The sequence below is a fragment of the uncultured Parabacteroides sp. genome, from assembly GCF_902493135.1.
In the GTDB taxonomy this organism is placed as follows: Bacteria; Bacteroidota; Bacteroidia; order Bacteroidales; family Tannerellaceae; genus Parabacteroides.
Map to the genome: position 1 here is coordinate 1 of NZ_CABUOD010000038.1, position 21856 is coordinate 21856.

21 protein-coding genes are annotated in these 21856 nt (G+C 46.8%); 11 read left to right on the forward strand and 10 right to left on the reverse strand.

Annotated elements, in window-relative coordinates; genetic code table 11:
- Positions 1-81 precede the first annotated feature (81 nt).
- From pgeF to RDN79_RS14935, 6 genes are all read right to left on the reverse strand, one after another.
- Positions 82-930, reverse strand: coding sequence for a peptidoglycan editing factor PgeF (pgeF, locus tag RDN79_RS14910; RefSeq protein WP_298555201.1), 849 nt, complete (start codon positions 928-930; stop codon positions 82-84).
- The gene (obgE, locus tag RDN79_RS14915; protein ID WP_298555081.1) at positions 878-2041 is read right to left on the reverse strand and encodes a GTPase ObgE; all 1164 of its coding nucleotides are present in this window, start codon (positions 2039-2041) and stop codon (positions 878-880) included. Before obgE ends, pgeF begins: the two co-directional genes overlap by 53 nt.
- 21 nt (positions 2042-2062) lie before the next feature.
- Complete coding sequence (locus RDN79_RS14920) at positions 2063-2632, reverse strand: adenylate kinase (protein WP_298555084.1); 570 nt, start codon at positions 2630-2632, stop codon at positions 2063-2065.
- A 124-nt stretch (positions 2633-2756) separates the two neighbouring features.
- A complete protein-coding gene (gene hpt, locus RDN79_RS14925; RefSeq protein ID WP_298555087.1) occupies positions 2757-3296 on the reverse strand; it encodes a hypoxanthine phosphoribosyltransferase in 540 nt (179 codons plus the stop codon).
- Positions 3297-3567: 271 nt separating this feature from the next.
- Positions 3568-4242, reverse strand: a complete 675-nt coding sequence (locus RDN79_RS14930) for an ABC transporter ATP-binding protein (protein WP_298555090.1) — start codon at positions 4240-4242, stop codon at positions 3568-3570.
- A gap of 36 nt (positions 4243-4278) precedes the next feature.
- Positions 4279-6687, reverse strand: coding sequence for an ABC transporter permease (locus RDN79_RS14935; protein ID WP_298555093.1), 2409 nt, complete (start codon positions 6685-6687; stop codon positions 4279-4281).
- Positions 6688-6952: 265 nt separating this feature from the next.
- Between RDN79_RS14935 and RDN79_RS14940 the strand changes: the two genes are divergently transcribed.
- From RDN79_RS14940 to RDN79_RS14990, 11 genes are all read left to right on the forward strand, one after another.
- Positions 6953-8500, forward strand: a complete 1548-nt coding sequence (locus tag RDN79_RS14940) for a DUF3078 domain-containing protein (RefSeq protein ID WP_298555096.1) — start codon at positions 6953-6955, stop codon at positions 8498-8500.
- 100 nt (positions 8501-8600) lie between these two features.
- Positions 8601-9017 (forward strand): SoxR reducing system RseC family protein, encoded by a 417-nt coding sequence (locus tag RDN79_RS14945; RefSeq protein ID WP_298555099.1) that lies wholly within the window; start codon positions 8601-8603, stop codon positions 9015-9017.
- A 10-nt stretch (positions 9018-9027) separates the two neighbouring features.
- Positions 9028-10035 carry a Fe-S cluster domain-containing protein gene (locus tag RDN79_RS14950; RefSeq protein WP_298555102.1) on the forward strand — a complete coding sequence of 336 codons (1008 nt, stop codon included), beginning with the start codon at positions 9028-9030 and terminating at the stop codon, positions 10033-10035.
- An 11-nt stretch (positions 10036-10046) separates the two neighbouring features.
- A complete protein-coding gene (gene rsxC / locus RDN79_RS14955) occupies positions 10047-11378 on the forward strand; it encodes an electron transport complex subunit RsxC (RefSeq protein ID WP_298555105.1) in 1332 nt (443 codons plus the stop codon).
- A gap of 12 nt (positions 11379-11390) precedes the next feature.
- The gene (locus RDN79_RS14960) at positions 11391-12350 is read left to right on the forward strand and encodes an RnfABCDGE type electron transport complex subunit D (protein ID WP_298555108.1); all 960 of its coding nucleotides are present in this window, start codon (positions 11391-11393) and stop codon (positions 12348-12350) included.
- A gap of 2 nt (positions 12351-12352) precedes the next feature.
- Positions 12353-12997: an RnfABCDGE type electron transport complex subunit G gene (locus RDN79_RS14965; RefSeq protein WP_298555112.1), complete on the forward strand. Its 645-nt coding sequence runs from the start codon at positions 12353-12355 to the stop codon at positions 12995-12997.
- Complete coding sequence (locus RDN79_RS14970; RefSeq protein ID WP_298555115.1) at positions 12990-13574, forward strand: RnfABCDGE type electron transport complex subunit E; 585 nt, start codon at positions 12990-12992, stop codon at positions 13572-13574. The genes RDN79_RS14965 and RDN79_RS14970 overlap by 8 nt, the downstream gene beginning before the upstream one ends.
- Before the next feature lie 11 nt (positions 13575-13585).
- On the forward strand, positions 13586-14158 hold the full coding sequence (gene rsxA / locus RDN79_RS14975; RefSeq protein WP_293733327.1) for an electron transport complex subunit RsxA: 573 nt from the start codon (positions 13586-13588) through the stop codon (positions 14156-14158).
- A 24-nt stretch (positions 14159-14182) separates the two neighbouring features.
- Positions 14183-15223: a UDP-glucose 4-epimerase GalE gene (gene galE, locus RDN79_RS14980; protein WP_298555119.1), complete on the forward strand. Its 1041-nt coding sequence runs from the start codon at positions 14183-14185 to the stop codon at positions 15221-15223.
- Between the two features lie 232 nt (positions 15224-15455).
- Entirely contained in the window at positions 15456-16823 is a 1368-nt protein-coding gene (locus RDN79_RS14985; protein ID WP_298555121.1) for a C10 family peptidase, read from the forward strand.
- Between the two features lie 14 nt (positions 16824-16837).
- Positions 16838-17344 (forward strand): hypothetical protein, encoded by a 507-nt coding sequence (locus tag RDN79_RS14990; RefSeq protein WP_298555123.1) that lies wholly within the window; start codon positions 16838-16840, stop codon positions 17342-17344.
- Between the two features lie 203 nt (positions 17345-17547).
- On the opposite strand, the gene RDN79_RS14995 is transcribed toward RDN79_RS14990, so the two are convergent.
- The 4 genes from RDN79_RS14995 to serC form a co-directional block, all read right to left on the reverse strand.
- The gene (locus RDN79_RS14995; protein WP_298555126.1) at positions 17548-18174 is read right to left on the reverse strand and encodes an HAD family phosphatase; all 627 of its coding nucleotides are present in this window, start codon (positions 18172-18174) and stop codon (positions 17548-17550) included.
- 163 nt (positions 18175-18337) lie between these two features.
- On the reverse strand, positions 18338-19585 hold the full coding sequence (locus tag RDN79_RS15000; RefSeq protein WP_298555129.1) for a DUF1015 domain-containing protein: 1248 nt from the start codon (positions 19583-19585) through the stop codon (positions 18338-18340).
- Positions 19586-19734: 149 nt separating this feature from the next.
- Positions 19735-20658 (reverse strand): NAD(P)-dependent oxidoreductase, encoded by a 924-nt coding sequence (locus tag RDN79_RS15005; protein WP_298555132.1) that lies wholly within the window; start codon positions 20656-20658, stop codon positions 19735-19737.
- Positions 20659-20660: 2 nt separating this feature from the next.
- Entirely contained in the window at positions 20661-21728 is a 1068-nt protein-coding gene (serC, locus tag RDN79_RS15010) for a 3-phosphoserine/phosphohydroxythreonine transaminase (protein ID WP_298555135.1), read from the reverse strand.
- Positions 21729-21856 lie beyond the last annotated feature (128 nt).

The window sequence follows — 21856 nt, forward strand, 5'->3', positions numbered from 1 at the left end:
TTCTATCCGAACCGGGTAAGGGAACTATATCTCTATTTTTCAGTTAAATGAAAGAACCGTGCCGAAACATCAATGTTTGTATCAAACACACAAGAAGATGCCGGACAAGATACGCCCGCTCTTGATTCCTAAGCGGCGGGCGGAGAAGAACTCGTCGGGATGGGTGTAGGTGCAGATGCCGGCGAGTTCGATATTTCCGGCAGAGAGGCCCGCGGCTAATAGTTGCAGGCGGTTGGCCTCCCATAAATCGATATGGGCTTTTCCGGTATCGGCATTACGCTTCAGGATACGCGGCATTTCAAAACCGGCCTCCCGAAAGGCGTCGACCACCTCCTCGCCGACTTCGAAGGCATCGGGACCGATGGAAGGAGCAATACCGGCTTTCATGAGGCAAGGATCGGCTCCATATTCATCCATGAGGAAACGGACGGTTTTTGCAGCGATACTCTGTACGGTCCCCCGCCAACCGGCATGAACGGCAGCTACCGCCTTCACATCGGGAGCGTACAGCAGGACAGGGACACAATCGGCTGTCGAGACGGCGATGCAAACGCCCGGCACATCCGTCACCAACGCATCTACACCGTGCAGATAAACCCGCTGTTCATCCAAAGGAAGGGAAAGGGAAAAAGGTTCGATCGAACGGATCTCCGTCCCGTGGACCTGAAAAGGCGCGAAAATACGTTCGGATGGTATCCCGATTGCATCCGAAAGAAGTTTCCGGTTCGCCCGGACGGCTTCCGGATTGTCCCCGCTGTATTCACCGGGGTTAAAGGAGGCATACGCACCTTCGCTCGCACCTCCCTGACGGGTCGTCACAAAATGAGAGATGTTGCAATCCTCGCTTAATACGGGAAATTGCAACATCTTCACTTTATCATTTGGAAGTATCTTCATCTTCTTCGTCGTCCCAATCTTCATATTCTTCATACTCTTCATCATCGTCGGGATCCTCTTCCTCAAGAGGAATGACAAAATCGTCATCGTCAAGCGAAAGTGTGCTTACATCGATGTTCTTATGGACGATACGCTCTACCTCGTGGAACGTTTCCTTATTCAGCTCCTTCCACAACAGGTCTTTCAGTTCGGTGATCCCCATTCCGGTAACGGAAGAGATAAAGACATGCGGAACGCCTTCCGGAAGATCTTCGGACAACGCCTCGATCAACTCCTCATCCAGCATATCGCTCTTGGTGATAGCCAGAACACGGCTTTTACCCTGCAAATCCGGGTTATACTTGACCAGTTCGCCCAAAAGGATTTCATATTCTTTCTTGATATCATCCGCATCGGCAGGCACCATAAACAGGAGCAACGAATTGCGTTCGATATGGCGCAAGAACCGCAATCCCAGACCTTTACCTTCGCTGGCGCCCTCGATAATACCGGGAATATCGGCCATAACGAACGAACGGTTGTCGCGATAGCTCACGATACCCAAGTTCGGTTCGAGCGTCGTAAACGGATAATTGGCGATCTTCGGTTTGGCAGCCGAAACAACCGACAGCAACGTCGACTTTCCGGCATTCGGGAAACCGACCAGGCCGACATCGGCCAACAGTTTCAATTGCAGGATCACCATGCGTTCCTGTGCCGGTTCGCCGGGTTGCGCATAACGGGGCGCCTGGTTGGTCGACGTCTTGAAGTGACAGTTGCCCAATCCTCCGCGTCCGCCTTTCAACAGCATTACCTGCTGACCGTCTTCGGTCACGTCACAGATAAACTCTCCCGTATCGGCATCGTACACGACTGTTCCGCAAGGAACCTCTATCACACGATCCTCACCGTCTTTTCCGAAACTGCGCTTGGCACCGCCGCCTTCGCCATTCGTCGCCATGATATGACGCTCATACTTCAGGTGGAGAAGTGTCCAGTAATTCCTGTTTCCACGAAGATACACATGGCCTCCTCGCCCTCCATCGCCTCCGTCGGGACCTCCTTTCGGAATGTATTTCTCGCGGCGAAAGTGAGAAGACCCTCTCCCGCCCTTACCAGAGCGGCAATAGATCTTTACATAATCTACAAAGTTCGATTCAGCCACTTTTACTTTTTAATTTATGATTTACAAACTATTTACCGCATCCTTGATACGGCCGAAAATTTCTTCGATTGTACCCATACCTTTGATGGCGACATGTTTGCCTTCACCGATATAGTAATCAGCCAGAGGAGCAGTCTGTTTGTGATAAACGTCCAGTCTTGACTTGATTGTTTCCAGATTATCATCCGAACGGCCTGAGACCTTCCCGCGTTCCAACAGGCGGTTGATCAGTTCTTCTTCTTCTACCTGAAGGTTCAACATAACTGAAACATCGGTTCCGCGCTTGTTCAACATTTCTTTCAGTGCTTTTGCCTGCGGGATCGTGCGGGGAAAACCGTCGAAGATAACGCCCTTGGAGTTCACTTTGCTGTCCAAAACCTTAGCCAGCATGTCAACGATCAGTTCATCCGGGACCAGTTGTCCTTTTTCGATGTAATCTTTAGCAATCTTACCCAGCTCTGTCTCGTTCTTCATTTCAGAACGCAAAACATCACCTGTAGAAATATGGTCCAAACCATATTCTTTAATAATCAATTCGCTCTGTGTTCCCTTTCCTGAACCGGGAGCACCAAAAATAACAATGTTCAACATAAAAAGTTTACCTTTTAATTGACAATTGGCAATAGACAATCACATCAACGCCCAATCACCGATCATCGCTTATTATACATTAATCTAATAAATTCCCCCTCTTTAACCGGCCTGCGACCATTTATCAGCTCTCGACTATTTTATAGATGTTTCTGTAAGCCCGTCCCATCTCATCATAATCCAATCCGTAACCGACAATAAAGTCACTCGGAATCCGGATGCCGATATAATCAGGTTTCAGACTGCACTTCAACGAATCGGGCTTGAACAACATAGTCGCCAGTTTGACATCGGCCGCCCCGTCCTTGCGAAGTTTATCCATCACATACTGCATCGTAAATCCGGTATCGATAATATCCTCGATCAAGATCAAAGTCCTCCCTTTCACATCGGCCTGTACCGGCATGATCTCACGGACCACACCGGTCGTACTGGTCCCTTTATAGGATGAATAGCGGGCAAAAGTAATTTCATACGGTTCGTTCAACTGCCGCATCAGCTCCGCCGTGAACATAAAAGCCCCGTTCAGAATTCCCACGAACAACGGATGCGTGCCTTTCACATCGGCGCGAATACGTTCCGCCACTTTCGCAATCGCTTCTTTTATCTCCTCTTCCGGGATAAAGAGTTCAAATTCTTTGTCTTTTAATCGGATCCTATCCATATTCCGTTCGATTTTCGAGGGGACAAAGGTACAACTTTTTCGGGTAAGCGCAAACTTATCCGTAACCGTTTCCATCCGATAGGCAATACAGACAAATCAGGAGAAAGGCAGATTTGACACATTGCCACTTTTATACCGGTAAGACAGTCCACTTTGTTATGTTAAAAAATATTACCCGCCAGTGTAATTCCAACTATATGGGGTAGAAATTCTATTTTGACAGGGTGGTAGTGACATTTTGATACCACGCAAATCCGTTTTTTCCCTTATTTTATTTTCTACTCTCTGTCAAAATATTGCCATCCATCATACGGATCAGCCGACCGGCCATCCGGGCATTTTCCTCGGAGTGGGTAACCATCACGACGGTCGTTCCTTCACGATTCAGTTCAGTCAGGAGGTTCATCACTTCATTGCCGTTGACGGAATCCAGGTTTCCGGTCGGCTCATCCGCCAAGACGATATGCGGATTCGTGACGATGGCGCGGGCAATCGCCACACGTTGTTGCTGACCACCGGACAATTGTTGGGGGAAATGTTCCGAACGGTGGGCGATCTGCATCCGGTCGAGGGCAGCATTCACCCTTTCAACCCGTTCCTTCATAGAAACACCGGCATAGAGCAAGGGAAGTTCCACATTCTCAAAGACCGTCAATTCGTCTATCAGGTTAAAACTCTGAAAGACAAAACCGATATTTCCGTTCCGCAGGTCCGTACGGCTATTTTCCGTATATCGGGAAACTTCCTGCCCGAGAAACCACAGTTCGCCGTCCGTCGGGTTATCCAACAGCCCCAAGAGATTCAGCAATGTCGATTTGCCACAACCGGAAGGTCCCATGATTGCCAGGAATTCTCCTTCGTTTATTTCCAGATTAATGCCATTCAAGGCTGTCGTCTCCACACTTTCCGTGCGGAATACTTTCGTCAGGTTAATTGCTCGTATCATACTTATCTGTTTTTTATTTCATACTTATCATTTCATTTACTCATAACGTAGTGATGTCACCGGATTACGGGAGGCGGCACGCCAAGTCTGGACAACAACCGTCAACATCGTTATCAGCAAGATGATACAACCGGCCAGCGGAAACAGCCACCAACTGACGGCTGTATGATAAGCGAAATTGCTTATCCAGCGAAGCATCAACAGATAGCTCAACGGGCAGGCGATTAGAAACGCAATTCCGACCCCAACCATATATTCCCGGCAGAACATCCACACGATCCGGCGGGAATGTGCTCCGTTCACCTTCCTGACGCCGATCTCTTTCGTACGTTGCACCGTCGACAAAGCGACCAAGCCGAACACCCCCATCATGGCGACAATGATAGCCAGCACCGTAAAGACCAGGAACATCCGGCCAAGCTGCCGCTCATGAGCATAATTCAAATTCAAAGCGTCCGAGAAAAAACGATAGGTAAAGACGTTATCCGGACGCATCTTCTCATACTCGTCTTTCAGGAACTTCAATGTCTCTACTCTATTCTCAGGAGAGATCTTTATATATAATGTATTCAACAGACGGCGGGAATAATACAGATAAGCCGGTTTCACTTTCTCACGCAATGGCTGGAAGTTAAAATCCTTCACGATACCGACGATCCGCGATGCCTCTCCGTACCACCCTTTATTCTGTAAAAGCATACCGACCGGATCTTCCACATTCATCATTTTCCAGGCCGTTTCATTAATGACAATCGGCAACTCTTTTTCATAGGCACCGTCCATATAGGCCTTTTTATCAGCTCCAAACGGCATTCCTTTCAACAGGGTCAAGCCCAACGTCTCCATAAAATCACCATCACCGGCCACTCCGACCATTTTCAGCGAATCGACCTGTCCGGCTTCGTTCATCCAGCTGAACGAGTTCTCCTCCGTTCGATGTCCCTGAAGATAATCCGAAAGCTCCACTCCTCCGGTCACAGACCTGACATTCGGGTTCTTCAACACCTCCTGTTTATAATCATCAATTCCATAACCGCCCATGTAGGACATAAAGTCGAAAAGGCCGCAATCGGCAACCACCATGTCTTCCTTGTCCAGTCCCAAATCCGCATTTTGCAGATAATGAAGTTGTTTGAATACGACAGAAGTACAAAAGATCATTACTATGGCGATAACAAACTGCACACACACCAGACCTTTGACCAACGCGCCTTTTTTCCCGGCGGGATTTCCTCCCCTAAAAGATTGCAGCGGATTAAACCGCGACATATAAAAAGCGGGAAACGCTCCCGCCAAGCAGCCGACTCCGATAATCCCAAACAGGACAAACAATAGGGTCTGCCAACTGGCCGTCAGCACAATATCCTTTTCCACAAACCGGTTGAAAAGCGGCAACAGCAATTCCGTCAACGCCAATGCCAGTATCAACGACAGGAACGCCTGTACCAGACTCTCCGACAGAAATTGCATCACCAGGACCTTCCGCTTGGCTCCTGTCACTTTCCGGACGCCGATTTCCTTAAAACGTTGGGAGGCGCGTGCCGTAGACAAAGTTGTGAAATTGAATGCTCCCATAAAAACGATCAGGACAGCCAAAGCCGTAAACAGATAAATCTGCGACATATTCCCGTGATTGCCGACTTCCGGATCTTTAAATGAAGTATGCAGATGGATATCTTTCAGCGGTTGGAAATCCAAAAGCATTCCTTTCTCCTTATGGTTTAACCAGACACGGCTCATCTTCCGCCAATCCGCTTCTGATAAAACCGCACCTTTTCTTAACTGGATATAAACGTTTGTCCCCTCGACAAAATCCCAATTCATCGGTTCGTAATAGGCCTGTTCGCTCAACAGGACCTCAAACTTGATATGGCTTTTACGCGGGACTTTCAGGACTGCCGCCACTTTATAACGAAAAGTCTGCCCGAAAAACTGGCAGGTAACTTCTCTCCCGACAACCGAAGCCCCGCCAAACAATTTCTTTGCTGCCGACTCCGCCAGCACGATTTGTTGCGGATCTTTCTTTATCAGACCGGGATCGCCGGCGATAACAGGAAAACTGAATACATCGAAAAAAGTCGTATCGACATACTTATAGGCAGCTTCGATCAGATCGGTGCCCGAATGCAGGTTCAAAGTTCCGAAATTCAACATAAAAGTAGCATTCTCCACCTGTGGGAATTCTTCCCGGAATGCCTTGCTCAACGGCGCCACCGTATAGGCTGACTTCTTCACTTGTCCGCTTGCCTCCTGTTCTACCGCAATTATCCGGTAGATCGAATCCCGGTTAATTTGAAAATCCTCAAAGGCCGATTCATCCACAATCCAGAGATAGATCAGGAAAGCAGCCGTCATACCTAACACGAACCCCAGCATATTGATGGAAGAAAACAGGAAACTCCGCTTGATCAGCCGGAGCGCGACTTTAACATAGTGTTTAAACATAGGACTGTTTTTTATAAATTACCCAACATAAAGCAAATGCCATGCCATTTCCAGAACCGACTTATTCACAACCACATACAGAGGTTCATCTTTTTGCCGACTGTCCACTTCCGTACACACTACGTGCAAAAACGCACGAAAGTATCCCTTTCACTGCTTGTCTTGACAGATTTTGATACGGTTATCTCAGATAAAATTAGTCTATCTCGGAACTTTTGACTAATTTCGCACCAATATTTTAAATGAATGTAAAAAAGATACGACGATGGTGAAGAGATCTGTTTTAGCGTTATTTATTGTATTGTCATTCAGCAGTAATCGGGTAGAGGCACAAGATGTTAATATAATCAGCGGGAATCAGTTGAACAAAACGGTCCAGACTGCTGTTCCCGATACATTTCCTTTATTAGACTTGGAAGAAACGGAACTGGATAAAATTCCTGATCTCAGGGCACAGTTCGAAAAACTCAATAGCAGCTACTCATCTCCCGCCACACCGAGTGAAAACTTGCTCCGTTTTTTAAAGAAAGACGAGATAGAGTTATCGCCGGAGGCACAATATTGGGTAAATTGGGTACGTGACCCGTCTACCATCATCAGCCCGTGGGCAACCTTGCGGGATACGACAATCGTCAATCCGCTGTTCACTCCTATTCTGTTCAAGGGAGGGCTTATCCCGAAAGACCTGCAATTGTATGACAAGGACTTTATTGCAAAACAACGTCCCGACTTTCCATTGTTCAAGCCGGATACTACTTTATTCCAAGACGAAACATTGAAGAACAAGTTGCAGAATACCGCATATAATTATGTACGTGTAAACTACCCGGAATATTTCCGCTATTCGGAACGTGACCTGCCGACAGATGTCGTTAAAACGCATGTTATCAAGAAAGTGACATACGAACCGGAACTGATCAAAATAGAAAGTGATCCGAATGCATTCAGCGATGTGGATGCTCCGGTAAAATTCATTCCGGAACGTCGCTACTGGACTTCCCATTTCGAAAGTGCCATCCAGTTTGCCCAGAATTATATTTCCCCAAACTGGCATAAGGGAGGCGTGAGCACTTTGAACCTGACCAACCGCCAATATTTCGTGTACAATTATAATAAGGACAAAGTGCAGTTCACTAACGAACTGGAATGGAAAACGAATGTCTATACGGCTCCAAAAGACACGTTGCGCGATTACAAGATCGGTGACGATGTGTTGCGGCTCCACAGTAACATCGGTTATAAAGCCTTCAATAAGTGGTTCTATACATTCGATGCCACTTTCCAGACACAGCTTTTCAGCAACTATGCCGAAAATACCGACAACAAACTGGCCGGCTTCCTTTCGCCGTTCAACATCAACCTCGGTGTCGGTATGAAATATGACCTGAACAAGAAATTTCCCAATAGCCGACATAAGAAATTGACATTGTCTGCCAACCTCGCTCCGCTCTCTTATACATTTATGTATAGCACGAACAAGGACATCGATTTGGGACGTCACGGTTTCAAAAAAGATGAAGCCACAGGCAAATACGAACGCAAATTAAGCCAATTCGGTTCCACGATAAACGCAACCATGACATTCCAGTTCAACCGGAATGTAAGCTGGTATTCGCGTTTCTACTATTTTACCAGTTACGACCGCATGTTGGGTGAATTCGAAAACCGCCTGACAATGGCTATCAGCCGTTTCTTCTCGACCACCATATCGTTGAACTTACGTTACGATGACGCAGTCACCAAGAAAGAAGATTTCGACAGTTATCTTCAGATCAACGAGCTGTTGAGCTTCGGGTTTAATTACAAATGGTAAGACAAAGTCTATTATTTCCATAATAAACTTTGTTAATCGTGACATAATTTCCAAATAATACGTACTTTTGCCTCGGTTTTGCAATGTCGAGATTACAAATATGAGCGAAAGTATCAATCACAATGGGGTTATAGAGAAGATCGACGGCGGTACGGTCTATGTCAGGATCATCCAGCAATCGGCTTGCTCCGGGTGCCATGCGCGAAGCATGTGCGCGGCATCCGAGAGTAAAGTAAAGATTATCGAGGTTCCGGACAACTCTGGACAATTCCATGTAAATGAAGAAGTCCAGTTATGCGGACAAAGTTCACTGGGCCTGCAGGCCGTACTTCTTGCATTTATATTTCCGCTAATAATAGTTCTTGCGGCTATTGTAACAGGTACAAGTATGCAATGGGAAGAAACCACAAGCGGGTTAACCGGATTACTGCTCTTAGTTCCTTATTATTGCATATTATACATTTTACGCGACAAACTAAAAAGGCGATTCATTTTTACTTTGAAAAAACTTAATTGACAAACATATCATGATTTTAATTGCCGTTATTTCATTAGGAGCGATTGGAGCCATCGGCGCAGTTTTTCTATACGCCGCCTCCAAGAAGTTTGAAGTATACGAAGATCCTCGTATCGCACAAGTCCAGGAGGTATTGCCCGGAGCCAATTGCGGAGGTTGTGGATACCCCGGATGCGGTGGTTTTGCTACGGCTTGTGTAAAGGCCGACACATTGGACGGCCTGTTATGTCCCGTAGGCGGAGCGCCGGTAATGGGTAAAGTAGCCACGATCCTCGGAAAGGAAGCTGCCAGTGCTGAGCCGATGGTTGCCGTTGTGCGTTGCAACGGAACCTGTGCAGCCCGTCCGCGCACCAATCAATACGACGGTGTGCAGAGTTGTGCGATTGCTTCTACCCTGTATGGCGGAGAGACCGGCTGTTCATTCGGTTGCCTGGGTTATGGCGACTGTGTGGCTGCATGTAACTTCGACGCCATCCACATCAACCTGGAGACAGGACTTCCGGAAGTGGACGAAGACAAATGTACTTCATGCGGAGCTTGCGTAAAAGCTTGCCCGAAAAACATCATCGAACTGCGTAAGAAAGGGCCCAAGTCACGCCGTATCTTCGTTAGCTGTGTAAACAAAGACAAAGGCGGAGTAGCCAAGAAAGCATGTGCCAACGCTTGTATCGGTTGTGGCAAATGTGCAAAGGAATGCCCGTTCGAAGCAATTACGGTGGAAAACAACGTGGCCTACATCGATTACACCAAATGCCGTTTATGCCGCAAATGTGTAGCCGTATGTCCGACCGGAGCCATCCACGAATTGAACTTCCCGCCGCGTAAAGAAGCAGCTCCGGCTGTGGACGCCGACAAAGTAAAACCGGCAATAGCTCCGAAACCTGCTGCGCCAAAGGCTGAAGTTCCGAAAGCAGAAGCAAAACCGGAGGGACCAAAGGCAGAAGCCCCGGCTACAAACGCTACGCCAAAAGCAGAAACTCCCAAAGTTGAAACAAAAGAAGAAACAAATCAAAAATAAAATCTAATAGTATGCTAAGGACATTTCGAATCGGAGGTATACATCCGCCCGAAAATAAATTGTCTGCCGGTAAGAAGATTACCGCGTTAGCTGCTCCTAAGCAGGTAATCATACCGCTCAGTCAGCACATCGGGGCCCCGGCCCAGGCAGTGGTCAAGAAGGGTGATCTGGTTAAAGTTGGAACACTTGTCGCCAAGGCAGGAGGTTTCGTCTCCGCCAACATCCACTCGTCGGTATCCGGTAAAGTAAACAAAATAGATAACGCTCTCGACTCAAGCGGCTACAAACGCCCCGCCATCTACATCGACGTGGAAGGAGACGAATGGGAAGAAACGATCGACCGTAGCGACGCCTTGGTAAAAGACTGTACGTTGTCCTCTAAAGAGATCGTCGACAAGATTGCAGCAGCCGGTATCGTAGGTCTGGGTGGCGCCACTTTCCCGACACAGGTGAAGTTGATGCCGCCTCCGGGAAGCAAAGCGGAGATTATCATTATCAACGCTGTAGAGTGTGAACCGTATCTGACTTCCGACCATTCCCTGATGATGGAGAAAGGCGAACAAATCTTGGTGGGCGTTACATTGCTCATGAAGGCGGTAAACGTAAACAAAGCCGTTATCGGCATTGAAAACAATAAACCCGACGCAATCGCCCATTTGACGAAACTGGCGGCCGCTTATCCCGGTATCGAGATCATGCCGTTGAAAGTGCAATATCCGCAGGGAGGTGAAAAGCAGTTGATCGATGCCGTGATCCGTCGCCAGGTAAAGAGCGGCGCACTGCCTATCTCGGCCGGAGCCGTCGTACAGAACGTAGGAACAGCCTACGCTGTCTATGAAGCCGTCCAGAAGAACAAACCGTTGTTCGAACGTGTCGTGACCGTAACCGGGAAGGCTGTAGCCAATCCGTCGAACTTCCTGGTCCGTATGGGTACGCCTATCAACACGCTGATCGAAGCAGCCGGCGGCATCCCTGAGAACACGGGTAAGATTATCGGTGGAGGCCCGATGATGGGTAAAGCATTGGTCAGCGCCGAAGTGCCGGTAACCAAAGGCAGTTCCGGCGTATTGCTCCTGACTAAGGAAGAATCCGTCCGTAAACCGATGCAGGACTGTATCCGTTGCGCCAAATGCGTGAACGTTTGCCCGATGGGTCTGAACCCGGCCTTCCTGATGAAGTTCACCGTCTATAAAGACTGGGAAAAAGCCGAGGCAGGCTACATTCAGGATTGCATCGAATGCGGTTCCTGTAGCTATACTTGCCCAGCCAACCGCCCGCTGTTAGACCAGATCCGGTTGGGAAAAGGCAAAGTAATGGGTATTATTCGTGCAAGAAAGTCATAAAACAAGAGCAATATGGAAAACAAATTATACGTATCTCCCTCGCCCCACATTCATGGCGGCGACAGCATAAGCAAAAATATGTACGGTGTACTGATTGCCCTTGTTCCGGCTTTCCTGGTATCACTCTACTTTTTCGGACTGGGTGCGCTGATCGTAACCGTAGCTTCGGTTTTCTTCTGTGTCCTGTTCGAATATCTGATTCAGAAGTTCCTGATGAAAAAGGAACCGACCATTTACGACGGTTCGGCCATCCTGACCGGCGTTTTGCTGGCGTTCAACCTGCCGTCTAACCTGCCGGTCTGGATCATCGCCATCGGCGCGCTGGCTGCCATCGGTATCGGTAAGATGTCGTTCGGCGGCCTGGGTAACAATATCTTCAACCCGGCACTGACAGGACGTATCTTCCTGCTGATCTCCTTCCCGGCACAGATGACCACCTGGCCCGTTGTCGGACAGTTGACATCTTATGCAGATGCGACGACTGGCGCAACCGTTCTTTCCCTGATGAACGAGGGTGCGCTCGACAAGATGCCGACACTCAGCGACATGCTGGTCGGTAACATGGGCGGTAGCCTTGGTGAAGTCAGCGCATTCGCACTGCTGTTAGGTATGTTCTATATGTTATGGAAGAAGATTATCACCTGGCAGGTTCCGGTTTCCATCTTCGTCACGGTATTTATCTTTACAGGTATCATGCACCTGGTGAATCCGGTCCAATACGCAAGCCCGTTCGTTCATCTGTTATCCGGAGGCCTGATGCTCGGAGCCATCTTCATGGCGACCGACTATGTGACTTCGCCGATGAGCAAGAGCGGCATGATTGTCTACGGTGTCGGCATTGGTATCCTGACAACGGTGATCCGTCTGTTCGGTTCTTATCCCGAAGGCATGTCATTTGCCATCTTCATCATGAATGGAGTTACTCCGCTAATCAACAGTTATATGAAACCTAAACATTTCGGAGGAAAATAAGCATGGCAAAACTAAAATCAACATTACCCAATATGTTCCTTTCACTCACCATCATCTGTGTAGTGGCAGGAGCAATATTAGCAGGTGTGAACATGTACACCACCGGCCCGATTGCCGCCACCAAAGCCGCTGCGCTGGAAGAGGCGATCAAAGCGGTGACGCCGGATTTCGATAACAAGCCGACCGAGCAGGCTTATATGGCTGTTACGGCAGACGGCGATTCGCTGAAGATCTATCCGGCCACCAAAGGCGGCCAATTCGTTGGCGCAGCCGTAGAAAGTAATACGAAGAAAGGGTTCAGCGGCGAAATCAAAGTGATCGTAGGCTTCGATGCCGAGGGCAAACTATTGAACTACTCCGTGCTGCAACATGCCGAGACTCCGGGCTTAGGCGCCAAGATGCAGGAATGGTTCCGCGCTGACAAGAACAAACAGAGCGTATTAGGACGTAACCTGGCAGACGGCGAACTGAAAGTATCCAAAGACGGTGGCGATGTAGACGCGATCACAGCGGCAACCATCACCAGCCGCGCATTCCTGAACGCGGTGAACCGCGCTTACAGCGCATTCGCCGGTGCCGACGGAATGACCGGGGCAACCACATCATCCGATAACACAACTAAAGAGGGAGGAAACGACAATGAGTAACCTGAAAATATTGATGAATGGTGTCATCAAAGAGAACCCGACATTCGTATTGCTATTAGGTATGTGCCCGACATTAGGTACGACCTCTTCCGCTCTCAACGGTATGAGTATGGGACTTGCAACCATGTTTGTATTGATCTGCTCCAACATCGTGATTTCGGCCTTGAAGAACCTGATCCCCGACATGGTGCGTATTCCGGCTTTCATTGTCGTGATCGCAACCTTCGTGACGGTTGTCCAGATGTGTATGGAGGCTTTCGTACCGGCTTTGTATGCGAGCTTGGGCTTGTTTATCCCGTTGATCGTTGTAAACTGTATCGTGCTGGGACGTGCCGAAGCATTCGCCGCCAAGAATGGCATCATCCCTTCCGCTTTCGATGGACTGGGTATGGGACTGGGCTTCACGATGGCCTTGACATTGTTAGGGGCTGTCCGCGAGTTGCTGGGAACCGGCAAGTTGTTCAACCTGACATTGATGCCCGAACAATACGGTTCACTGATTTTCGTACTGGCTCCGGGTGCTTTCATCGCGCTGGGATATCTGGTTGCTATTGTAAACAAACTGCGTAAAGCTTAAAAACGAACGATATGGAATATATATTGATCTTTATTGCCGCCGTATTCGTAAACAACGTTGTACTGGCACAGTTCCTGGGTATCTGTCCGTTCCTGGGCGTATCCAAGAAGGTGGAAACGGCAGCCGGCATGGGCGCCGCCGTGACTTTCGTATTGACGATCGCTACTGTCGTAACGTTCCTCGTACAAAAATATATTCTGGATGCTTTTGGATTGGGCTTTATGCAGACCATCAGCTTCATCCTGATCATTGCCGCATTGGTACAGATGGTGGAAATCATCCTGAAGAAAGTCTCTCCGGCCCTTTATCAGGCGCTTGGCGTGTTTCTTCCTCTGATCACGACAAACTGTTGTATCCTGGGTGTAGCCATCCTCGTAATACAAAAAGAATATAATTTATTGGAATCCGTTGTATATGCAATCTCTACAGCTATTGGATTTGCGTTAGCTTTGATTATCTTTGCAGGTGTCAGAGAACAATTAGCAATGACAAATGTTCCCGATGGCATGAAAGGAACCCCGATCGCCCTTATCACAGCAGGTCTGTTGGCTATGGCTTTCATGGGTTTTTCAGGGATTGTGTAATTACTAATCTAAATAAACACTAAGATGAAACAAAAGATTTTAGTAGCAGGTGGAACTGGTTACATCGGATCACACACCACAGTAGAACTGCAGAACGCAGGTTATGAAGTAGTCATCATCGACGACCTGTCTAACTCCAATATAGAAGTATTGGACGGTATCGAACGCATCACAGGCATCCGTCCTGAATTCATCCAGCTGGACCTGAAAGACAAGGAAGCAACCCGCGAAGCGTTGAAAGCTCATCCGGGAATCAAAGGCATCATCCTGTTCGCCGCCAGCAAAGCAGTAGGCGAATCCGTACAGCAGCCGTTGAAATACTACCGAAACAACGTCGTTACACTGGTAAACCTGTTGGAACTGATGCCGGAATTCGATATCGAAGGTATCGTGTTCTCATCTTCCTGCACCGTTTACGGACAGCCTGACCCTGAAAACCTGCCTGTAACCGAGAACGCACCGATCAAACCGGCCACTTCTCCTTACGGAAACACGAAGCAGATCAACGAAGAGATCATCCGCGACACGATCCACGCCGGCGCTCCTTTCAAGAGCATCATCCTGCGCTACTTCAACCCGATCGGAGCACATCCGACAGCAGAGATCGGCGAATTGCCTAACGGGGTTCCTCAAAACCTGATCCCTTACCTGACTCAGACGGCTATGGGCATACGCAAGGAGTTGAGCGTGTTCGGCGACGATTATGACACGCCTGACGGTTCCTGCATCCGCGACTATATCAACGTCGTAGACCTGGCTAAGGCTCACGTGATCGCCATGGACCGTATGTTGGGTGGCAAGTCTCTGGAAAATGTGGAAATCTTCAACCTCGGAACCGGCAACGGTGTTTCCGTATTGGAGCTGATCAACACGTTCGAAGCTGCAACAGGCGTTAAAGTCCCGCACAAGATCGTAGGCCGCCGCGAAGGCGATATCGAAAAGGTTTGGGCCAATCCCGAACGCGCCAATAAAGTCTTAGGCTGGAAAGCTACAGAAACATTGGCCGATACATTGGCTTCCGCCTGGAAATGGCAGGAGAGACTGCGCGAACGCGGTATCATGTAATCGGGAACATCCTCTTTATTGATAAAAAGGGAAGCATCAGCCGATGTTTCCCTTTTTACATTTCACATTCACACACCTCCTAAACCCCTATCAATCAAAATCTTCTTGTGAACCCTCATCCTTTGACCAAGATTGAAATAACTTTTCTGATTTTAATAGGATATTTCAGGTATTCTTGCTACATTGCGACATATGTTACATTTTTATTATCAATCAATAATAATATATAGTTATGAAAAAAATCACAAATTTATTGCTTATCTGTTGCAGTCTACTCTCGTGCAGCAATGAAGAAAAGATTCTAACATTCCCTGAGATGTGGGAATCCGGGAATCCAACCAAACAAAGTTTTGTATCCAAAAATACAGCTCAAGAAATCGCAAATATTTTCTTTGCCGATTTTCAGAACGGTAAACAAACAAAGAGCAGCAAATCCATAGGTTCGATTGAACTTATCAACAGCAATACAAATACCCCGCTTGCCTATGTTGTCAACTACGAAGAAGGCGGTTGGGCAATTATGAGTGCCACCAAAGACTACTACCCTATTCTGGCTTACTCAAACGAAAGCCAATTTGTCCTCGATACTACAGACATGAATGGAGGTCTGAAAGTATGGCTTGACGAAACAATTCAAGCTATTGAGTCAAGTGAAAATCTTGATCCGCAAATCACTTCACGAATTGCGCTTGAATGGCTTAAGTACACCCCTCAAGTGGCAGAACTTCAACGATCAAACATACCTGGAGGTAACTCCACCGAAGCTATCATGTGTCGCAACCGACTCAAACAATTGAATGAAACTTATTATTCTGAGGGATGGTCATTTACCACTCTTTCATCCCAGTCAAACGTTAATCTGCCAAGTAAGGTTTACAGCACAGCCGATCAATGCGGATCTCCTTATGAATATACAATTGTAGGAATCAGAGATGTAAGCATTCACACCTCAATAGAACCATTGGTTGTAACACAATGGGATCAAGGTTCACCCTACAATGCATTATGTCCAAATCAAGCGCAGGCTGGCTGCGTAGCAATTGCGATGGCACAAATCATGAAATTTCATAGATTTCCGACATATTTCAATTGGAACGATATGCCAAATACAGGGGCAACATATGCAAATCAATTTTTAATTGCTGAAGTGGGAAAAGCAATCGATACTGATTATGGGGAAGATTCCTCTGGGGCAAAACCCAAAAACGCAGTTAAGCAGTTTGACAATTATGGATATAATGCCATATTAAAAGACCATAAACCAAGCGAGGTTGCATTTGAGATAAGAAATTTCAACAGGCCAGTATTTATGTGCGGAGATAGAAATTTAACAAAAGGGCATGCTTGGATATGTGATGGTCTAATAAGTAATTCTTCTGAATATGAATATTATGTAGAATATCTTTATAATGGTTCGTATGATAATTTCGGAGAAACTTTGCTTGATTTGCCTGGTGGTTTCGGTGGAATTTCCTATACAACTTTCCACATGAATTGGGGATGGGGAGGCCGTCATGACGGTTGGTACACAGGAGCTAACCCGACAAGTGATAAAGATTATAAATATCGCAGACAAAATATTTATGTAAGTCCCAAATAAAAACAACAATCTTCATGAAAACAACAAATTTATTATGCCTATTGACACTATTAGTCATGCTATTCAGTCGATGTAACCATGGTAACGACGCACCTCCTTATACATATCATCTTAAACTGCAATTCGAGGATAGCTCCGGCAAGAATTTAGTAAACGGGCTAAAGTATCAACAGGAAAGCGGCGGCTATTCGTTCCAAGTCACAGATGCGTATAAACTGCAGGTCTCATCAACCGATGTATCAGACCAAAAAGAAATACTCTATGTCGAGGTTGAGAACGACCAAGCTGAATACTTGTATTTTTCATACAGCACTTTCGATTATGTGGCATCTGCCATCACATGGAAATTAGTATGCCCACATATATTCGGGGATAACGAAGAACATATCATTACTTCTTATTGGAAAGAAGAAGACCACATGGCCTCTTGCTTGAAAATCAGCTGCGATGACAAGGATTTTCAATTTACACAAAAACAGGGATCAAATGCATATACGGTTCTTATAACCCTTACCAAATAAAGAAGGAAAGAGAATAACAAAAACTTTCCCGAAACCAAGCACAAAGTAAGTAACCATCAAAGAGAAACTAATCGTTCCACCCGTGTGAGCCGATCGGCTCACACGGGTGGAACGTACGGCTCACAAACGTGGAAAGTACGGCTCACAGCTGTGGGCCGATAAATAAGAATGCACTCGGCGACTAAAAAGAGCAGGCCGGAAGATTACTTTTCCAGTATATCCAGAACAGCTTCCCGCCAATCCTCCCCGTTTTCCGGCTGATAGGTATGAAAACCGAGCTCTTGCCCGACCTCTATATTCGATTTGGCATCGTCGACAAACAACGTTTCTGCCGGAATAAGCGGAGCATCTTCTATCATCCGATTGAAGATAGCGGCATCCGGCTTCGTCACCCCAACTTCATAGGAAGTGTACATTTTGTCGAAATAAGCAGATATCGGGCGACCGGCGGGAGTGAACGCCTCGCTCCTCGCCCACGACTGGACAATCGGGTTCGTATTGCTCAACAAATAAACCTTATACTTCTTACGAAGCTCCAGCAGGAAATCCAACTTATATTGAGGGACACCGGCGATAAAGCCCATCCAGGCATATTTGATTTCATCATAAGAAAGTTGCTTGCCGGTATGCTCGCGCAACTTCCGGCAGAAGGTATCGACATCGATCTTTCCATTTTCCACTTCCAGAAAAAAACCTTTCTGCTCGTATGGATCGAGCAACTGTTTTGCATCCTTCACTCCTATCTCTTCAAAACGGCTCATAGCCTGGTGATGATCCAGGTCGATCAAGACGCCTCCCAAGTCAAATACTATATTTCTGATTCTTTCCATATTCTTCTTTATGTTATACTCACAAACTTACATAAAAGTGTCCGAACAACCAAATAAAAAAAGTGAAGACCGTATGCGGCAGGTGAAACTACCTCTACATACAGCCTTCACAGTAAATCGTTATTATACAGGCCTAAAGCAGGCTTGTGAATGTGAAATCATTCTATTCGAGTTTGTGGATAACCAGGCCGGAACGCAGTTTCGGTTCGAACCAGGTTGTCTTGGGAGGCATGATATTACCGGTATCGGCAATATCCATCAGTTGCTTCATGGTGACAGGATAAAGCGCCAGCGCCACCTTCATCTCGCCACTGTCCACACGACGTTTCAATTCTCCCAGTCCACGGATACCGCCTACGAAATCAATACGCTTGTCCGAACGGAGGTCTTTAATACCCAAGACTTCATCCAGAATGAGGTTGGAAGAGATCGTCACATCCAGGACACCGATCGGGTCGTTATCGTCGTATGTTCCCGGCTTGGCAGTCAACGAATACCATTTTCCATCTAAATAGAGGGAGAAGTTATGCAAAGCTGCCGGTTTATAAATATCAGTACCTTTTTCTTCTACTATAAAATTCTTCCCTAACTTAGCCAGAAATTCTTCTTCCGACAGGCCGTTCAGATCTTTCACCACCCGGTTATAGTCGATAATGGTCAACTGGTTTGCAGGGAAACAGACTGCCATAAAATAGTTATATTCTTCGTCACCTTTATGATCGGCGTTCTGTTTTGCCTTTTCCGCACCAACCAAGGCGGCGGCGGCAGAACGGTGATGGCCGTCGGCAATATACAAGGAAGGCATTTCGCCGAACAACTCCGTGATACGGGCAATATCGGCTGCCTCATCGATAATCCAGAACGTATGGCCGAAACCATCATCCTTCGCTACAAAGTCATACTCAGGATTGCGGGATGTATATTTGGCGACAATCTTGTCCAACTCCGCATTATCGGGATAGGCAAAGAAGACCGGTTCGATGTTGGCATTGTTCACCCTGACATGTTTCATGCGATCTTCTTCCTTGTCACGGCGTGTCAGCTCATGTTTCTTGATAACGCCATTCATATAATCGGGCACGTACGCACCGACAACCAGGCCGTACTGCGTCTTGCCGTTCATAGTCTGGGCATACACATAGTAACATTCTTCCTTATCCTGCACCAGCCAGCCCTTTTCCTGGAACATCCGGAAATTGGCGGCAGCCTTCAAATAAACAGCCGGATCGTGTTCATCCGTCCCGACCGGGAAGTCGATCTCCGGCTTAATGATGTGATAAAGAGATTTATCATTGCCTTTTGCTTCTTCACGCGCCTCCTCGGAATTTAATACATCGTATGGACGGGAAGCCACTTGTTCGATCAAATCCTTAGGAGGACGGATTCCTTTGAAAGGTTTAATTTGTGCCATGATATTTTCGATTTATGATTTATGATTTATGATTTATGGAGCTTCCTTTTAGAGGTAAGGATTATGGATACGAGGATTTTCCTCAATTTCGCAAACAACAAAGCTTTCTCATAGGTCGGGTTTTGCTCCATAAATCATAAATTATAAATCTATTTGTTTACTCTGAATTTTTCACATCCTTCTTTCAGGAAACCTTCGATCTGCTTGGCAGCGGCAATACCGGCATTGATATTGGCTTCGGCAGTCTGTGCCCCCATCTTTTTGGGAGTGGAGAAATAGCGGCCGGCAAACTTGGCTGCAAACTCTTCGTTGGCAGCAGGCATGATGTCGGTTACATATTTCAGGTCCGCACGTTCTTCCATCAACTTGATAAGTTCTGCTTCATTAATAACTTCCTTGCGGGCCGTATTGACCAGCAAGCCGCCTTTCGGCATCTTGCCGACCAGAGCATAATTGATGGAGTTCTTTGTTTCGGCAGTTGCCGGGATATGCAAGGAAACGACATCGCAGGTAGCATAAAGCTCTTCCGGTGAAGCAACCGGTTTCACACCATCCGCCTCAATGGCCGAAGCCGGGCAGAAAGCGTCGAATGCATAGATTTCCATTCCGAAACCTTTCGCGATACGAGCCACATTACGGCCTACATTGCCATAGGCATGGATACCCAGTTTCTTTCCTTTCAGTTCCGTACCGGAAGTGCCGTTATAGAAGTTACGGACAGCCATTACCATCATACCGAAAGCCAATTCGGCAACGGCATTGGAGTTCTGCCCCGGTGTATTCATCACACAGACATTATGCGCTGTCGCAGCAGCCAGATCAACGTTATCGTAACCGGCTCCGGCACGTACCACGATCTTCAACTGTTTAGCGGCATCCAACACTTCGGCATCGATAATGTCACTACGGATAATGATGGCATCCACATCCTTGACGGCTTCCAGCAGTTTAGCCTTTTCACCGTATTTCTCCAACAGGACCAGTTCATCACCTGCACTTTCCACGACTTCGCGGATACCTTTCACTGCTATCGCAGCGAAAGGTTTATCTGTTGCTACTAATATCTTTGCCATAATCAATGCTGCTTTTCAAATTCTTTCATACATGCAACCAAAGCCTCAACGCTACTCTTAGGCATTGCGTTGTACAGAGAAGCACGGAAACCACCGACAGAACGGTGTCCCTTGATACCTACCATACCGGCAGCCGCAGCGAATTTGCTGAATTCGTCTTCCAGTTCCTTATATTCGTCATTCATCACGAAACAAACATTCATGATAGAACGGTCTTCCGTTGCAACTGTTCCTTTAAACAACTTGTTGCGATCGATTTCATCATACAGGATAGCTGCGTTTTCCAGGTCTTTCTTTTCCATAGCAGCAATACCGCCCTGTTCCTTATACCATTTCAATGTCTGCAGAGCTGCATAGATAGGCAGTACGGGAGGCGTGTTGAACATAGAGTCTTTCTTGATATGCGTGTTATAATTCAACATAGTGGGAATAGGACGGTCCACATGCCCCAATGCATCCTGACGCACAATCGCGAGTGTCACACCGGCAGGAGCCAGATTCTTCTGTGCACCGGCATAAATAATGTCATATTTGGAAATATCGATCGGACGGGAGAAGATATCGGAAGACATATCGCAAACCAAACGAACATTCATATCCGGATCTTTACGCATTTCGGTTCCGTAGATCGTATTGTTGGAGGTAAAATGGAAATAATCCGAATCTTCAGCTACCTTATAATCTTTAGGGATATAAGTATAGTTTGCATCTTTGGAGGAAGCAACCACATCTACTTCACCAAACAACTTGGCTTCCTTAATCGCATTAGATGCCCATGTACCTGTATCCAGATAAGAAGCTTTCTTATTCAACAGGTTATAAGGGACCATACAGAACTGCATGCTTGCACCGCCTCCCATAAAGACAACTTCATAACCGGCAGGAACATCCAGTAACTCTTTGATCAATGCACGTGCCTCATCATTCACAGCTACAAATTCTTTACTTCTGTGGGAGATTTCAAGAAGAGATAAACCCATACCGGCAAAACTTTCTACCGCAGCAGCCGTATTTTTAATTGTATACTCGCTCAAGATAGAGGGACCTGCATAAAAATTGTGCTTCTTCATACCAATGTCTTTTTAATGTTAAATATAATTCAAGTAACTAATTTTCCAAAAACAGGCGGCTAATGTACGAATTAAATCGAGAAATGAAAACTAAAAGCCGAAAAATATCAGCAAAACGTCGCAACTAC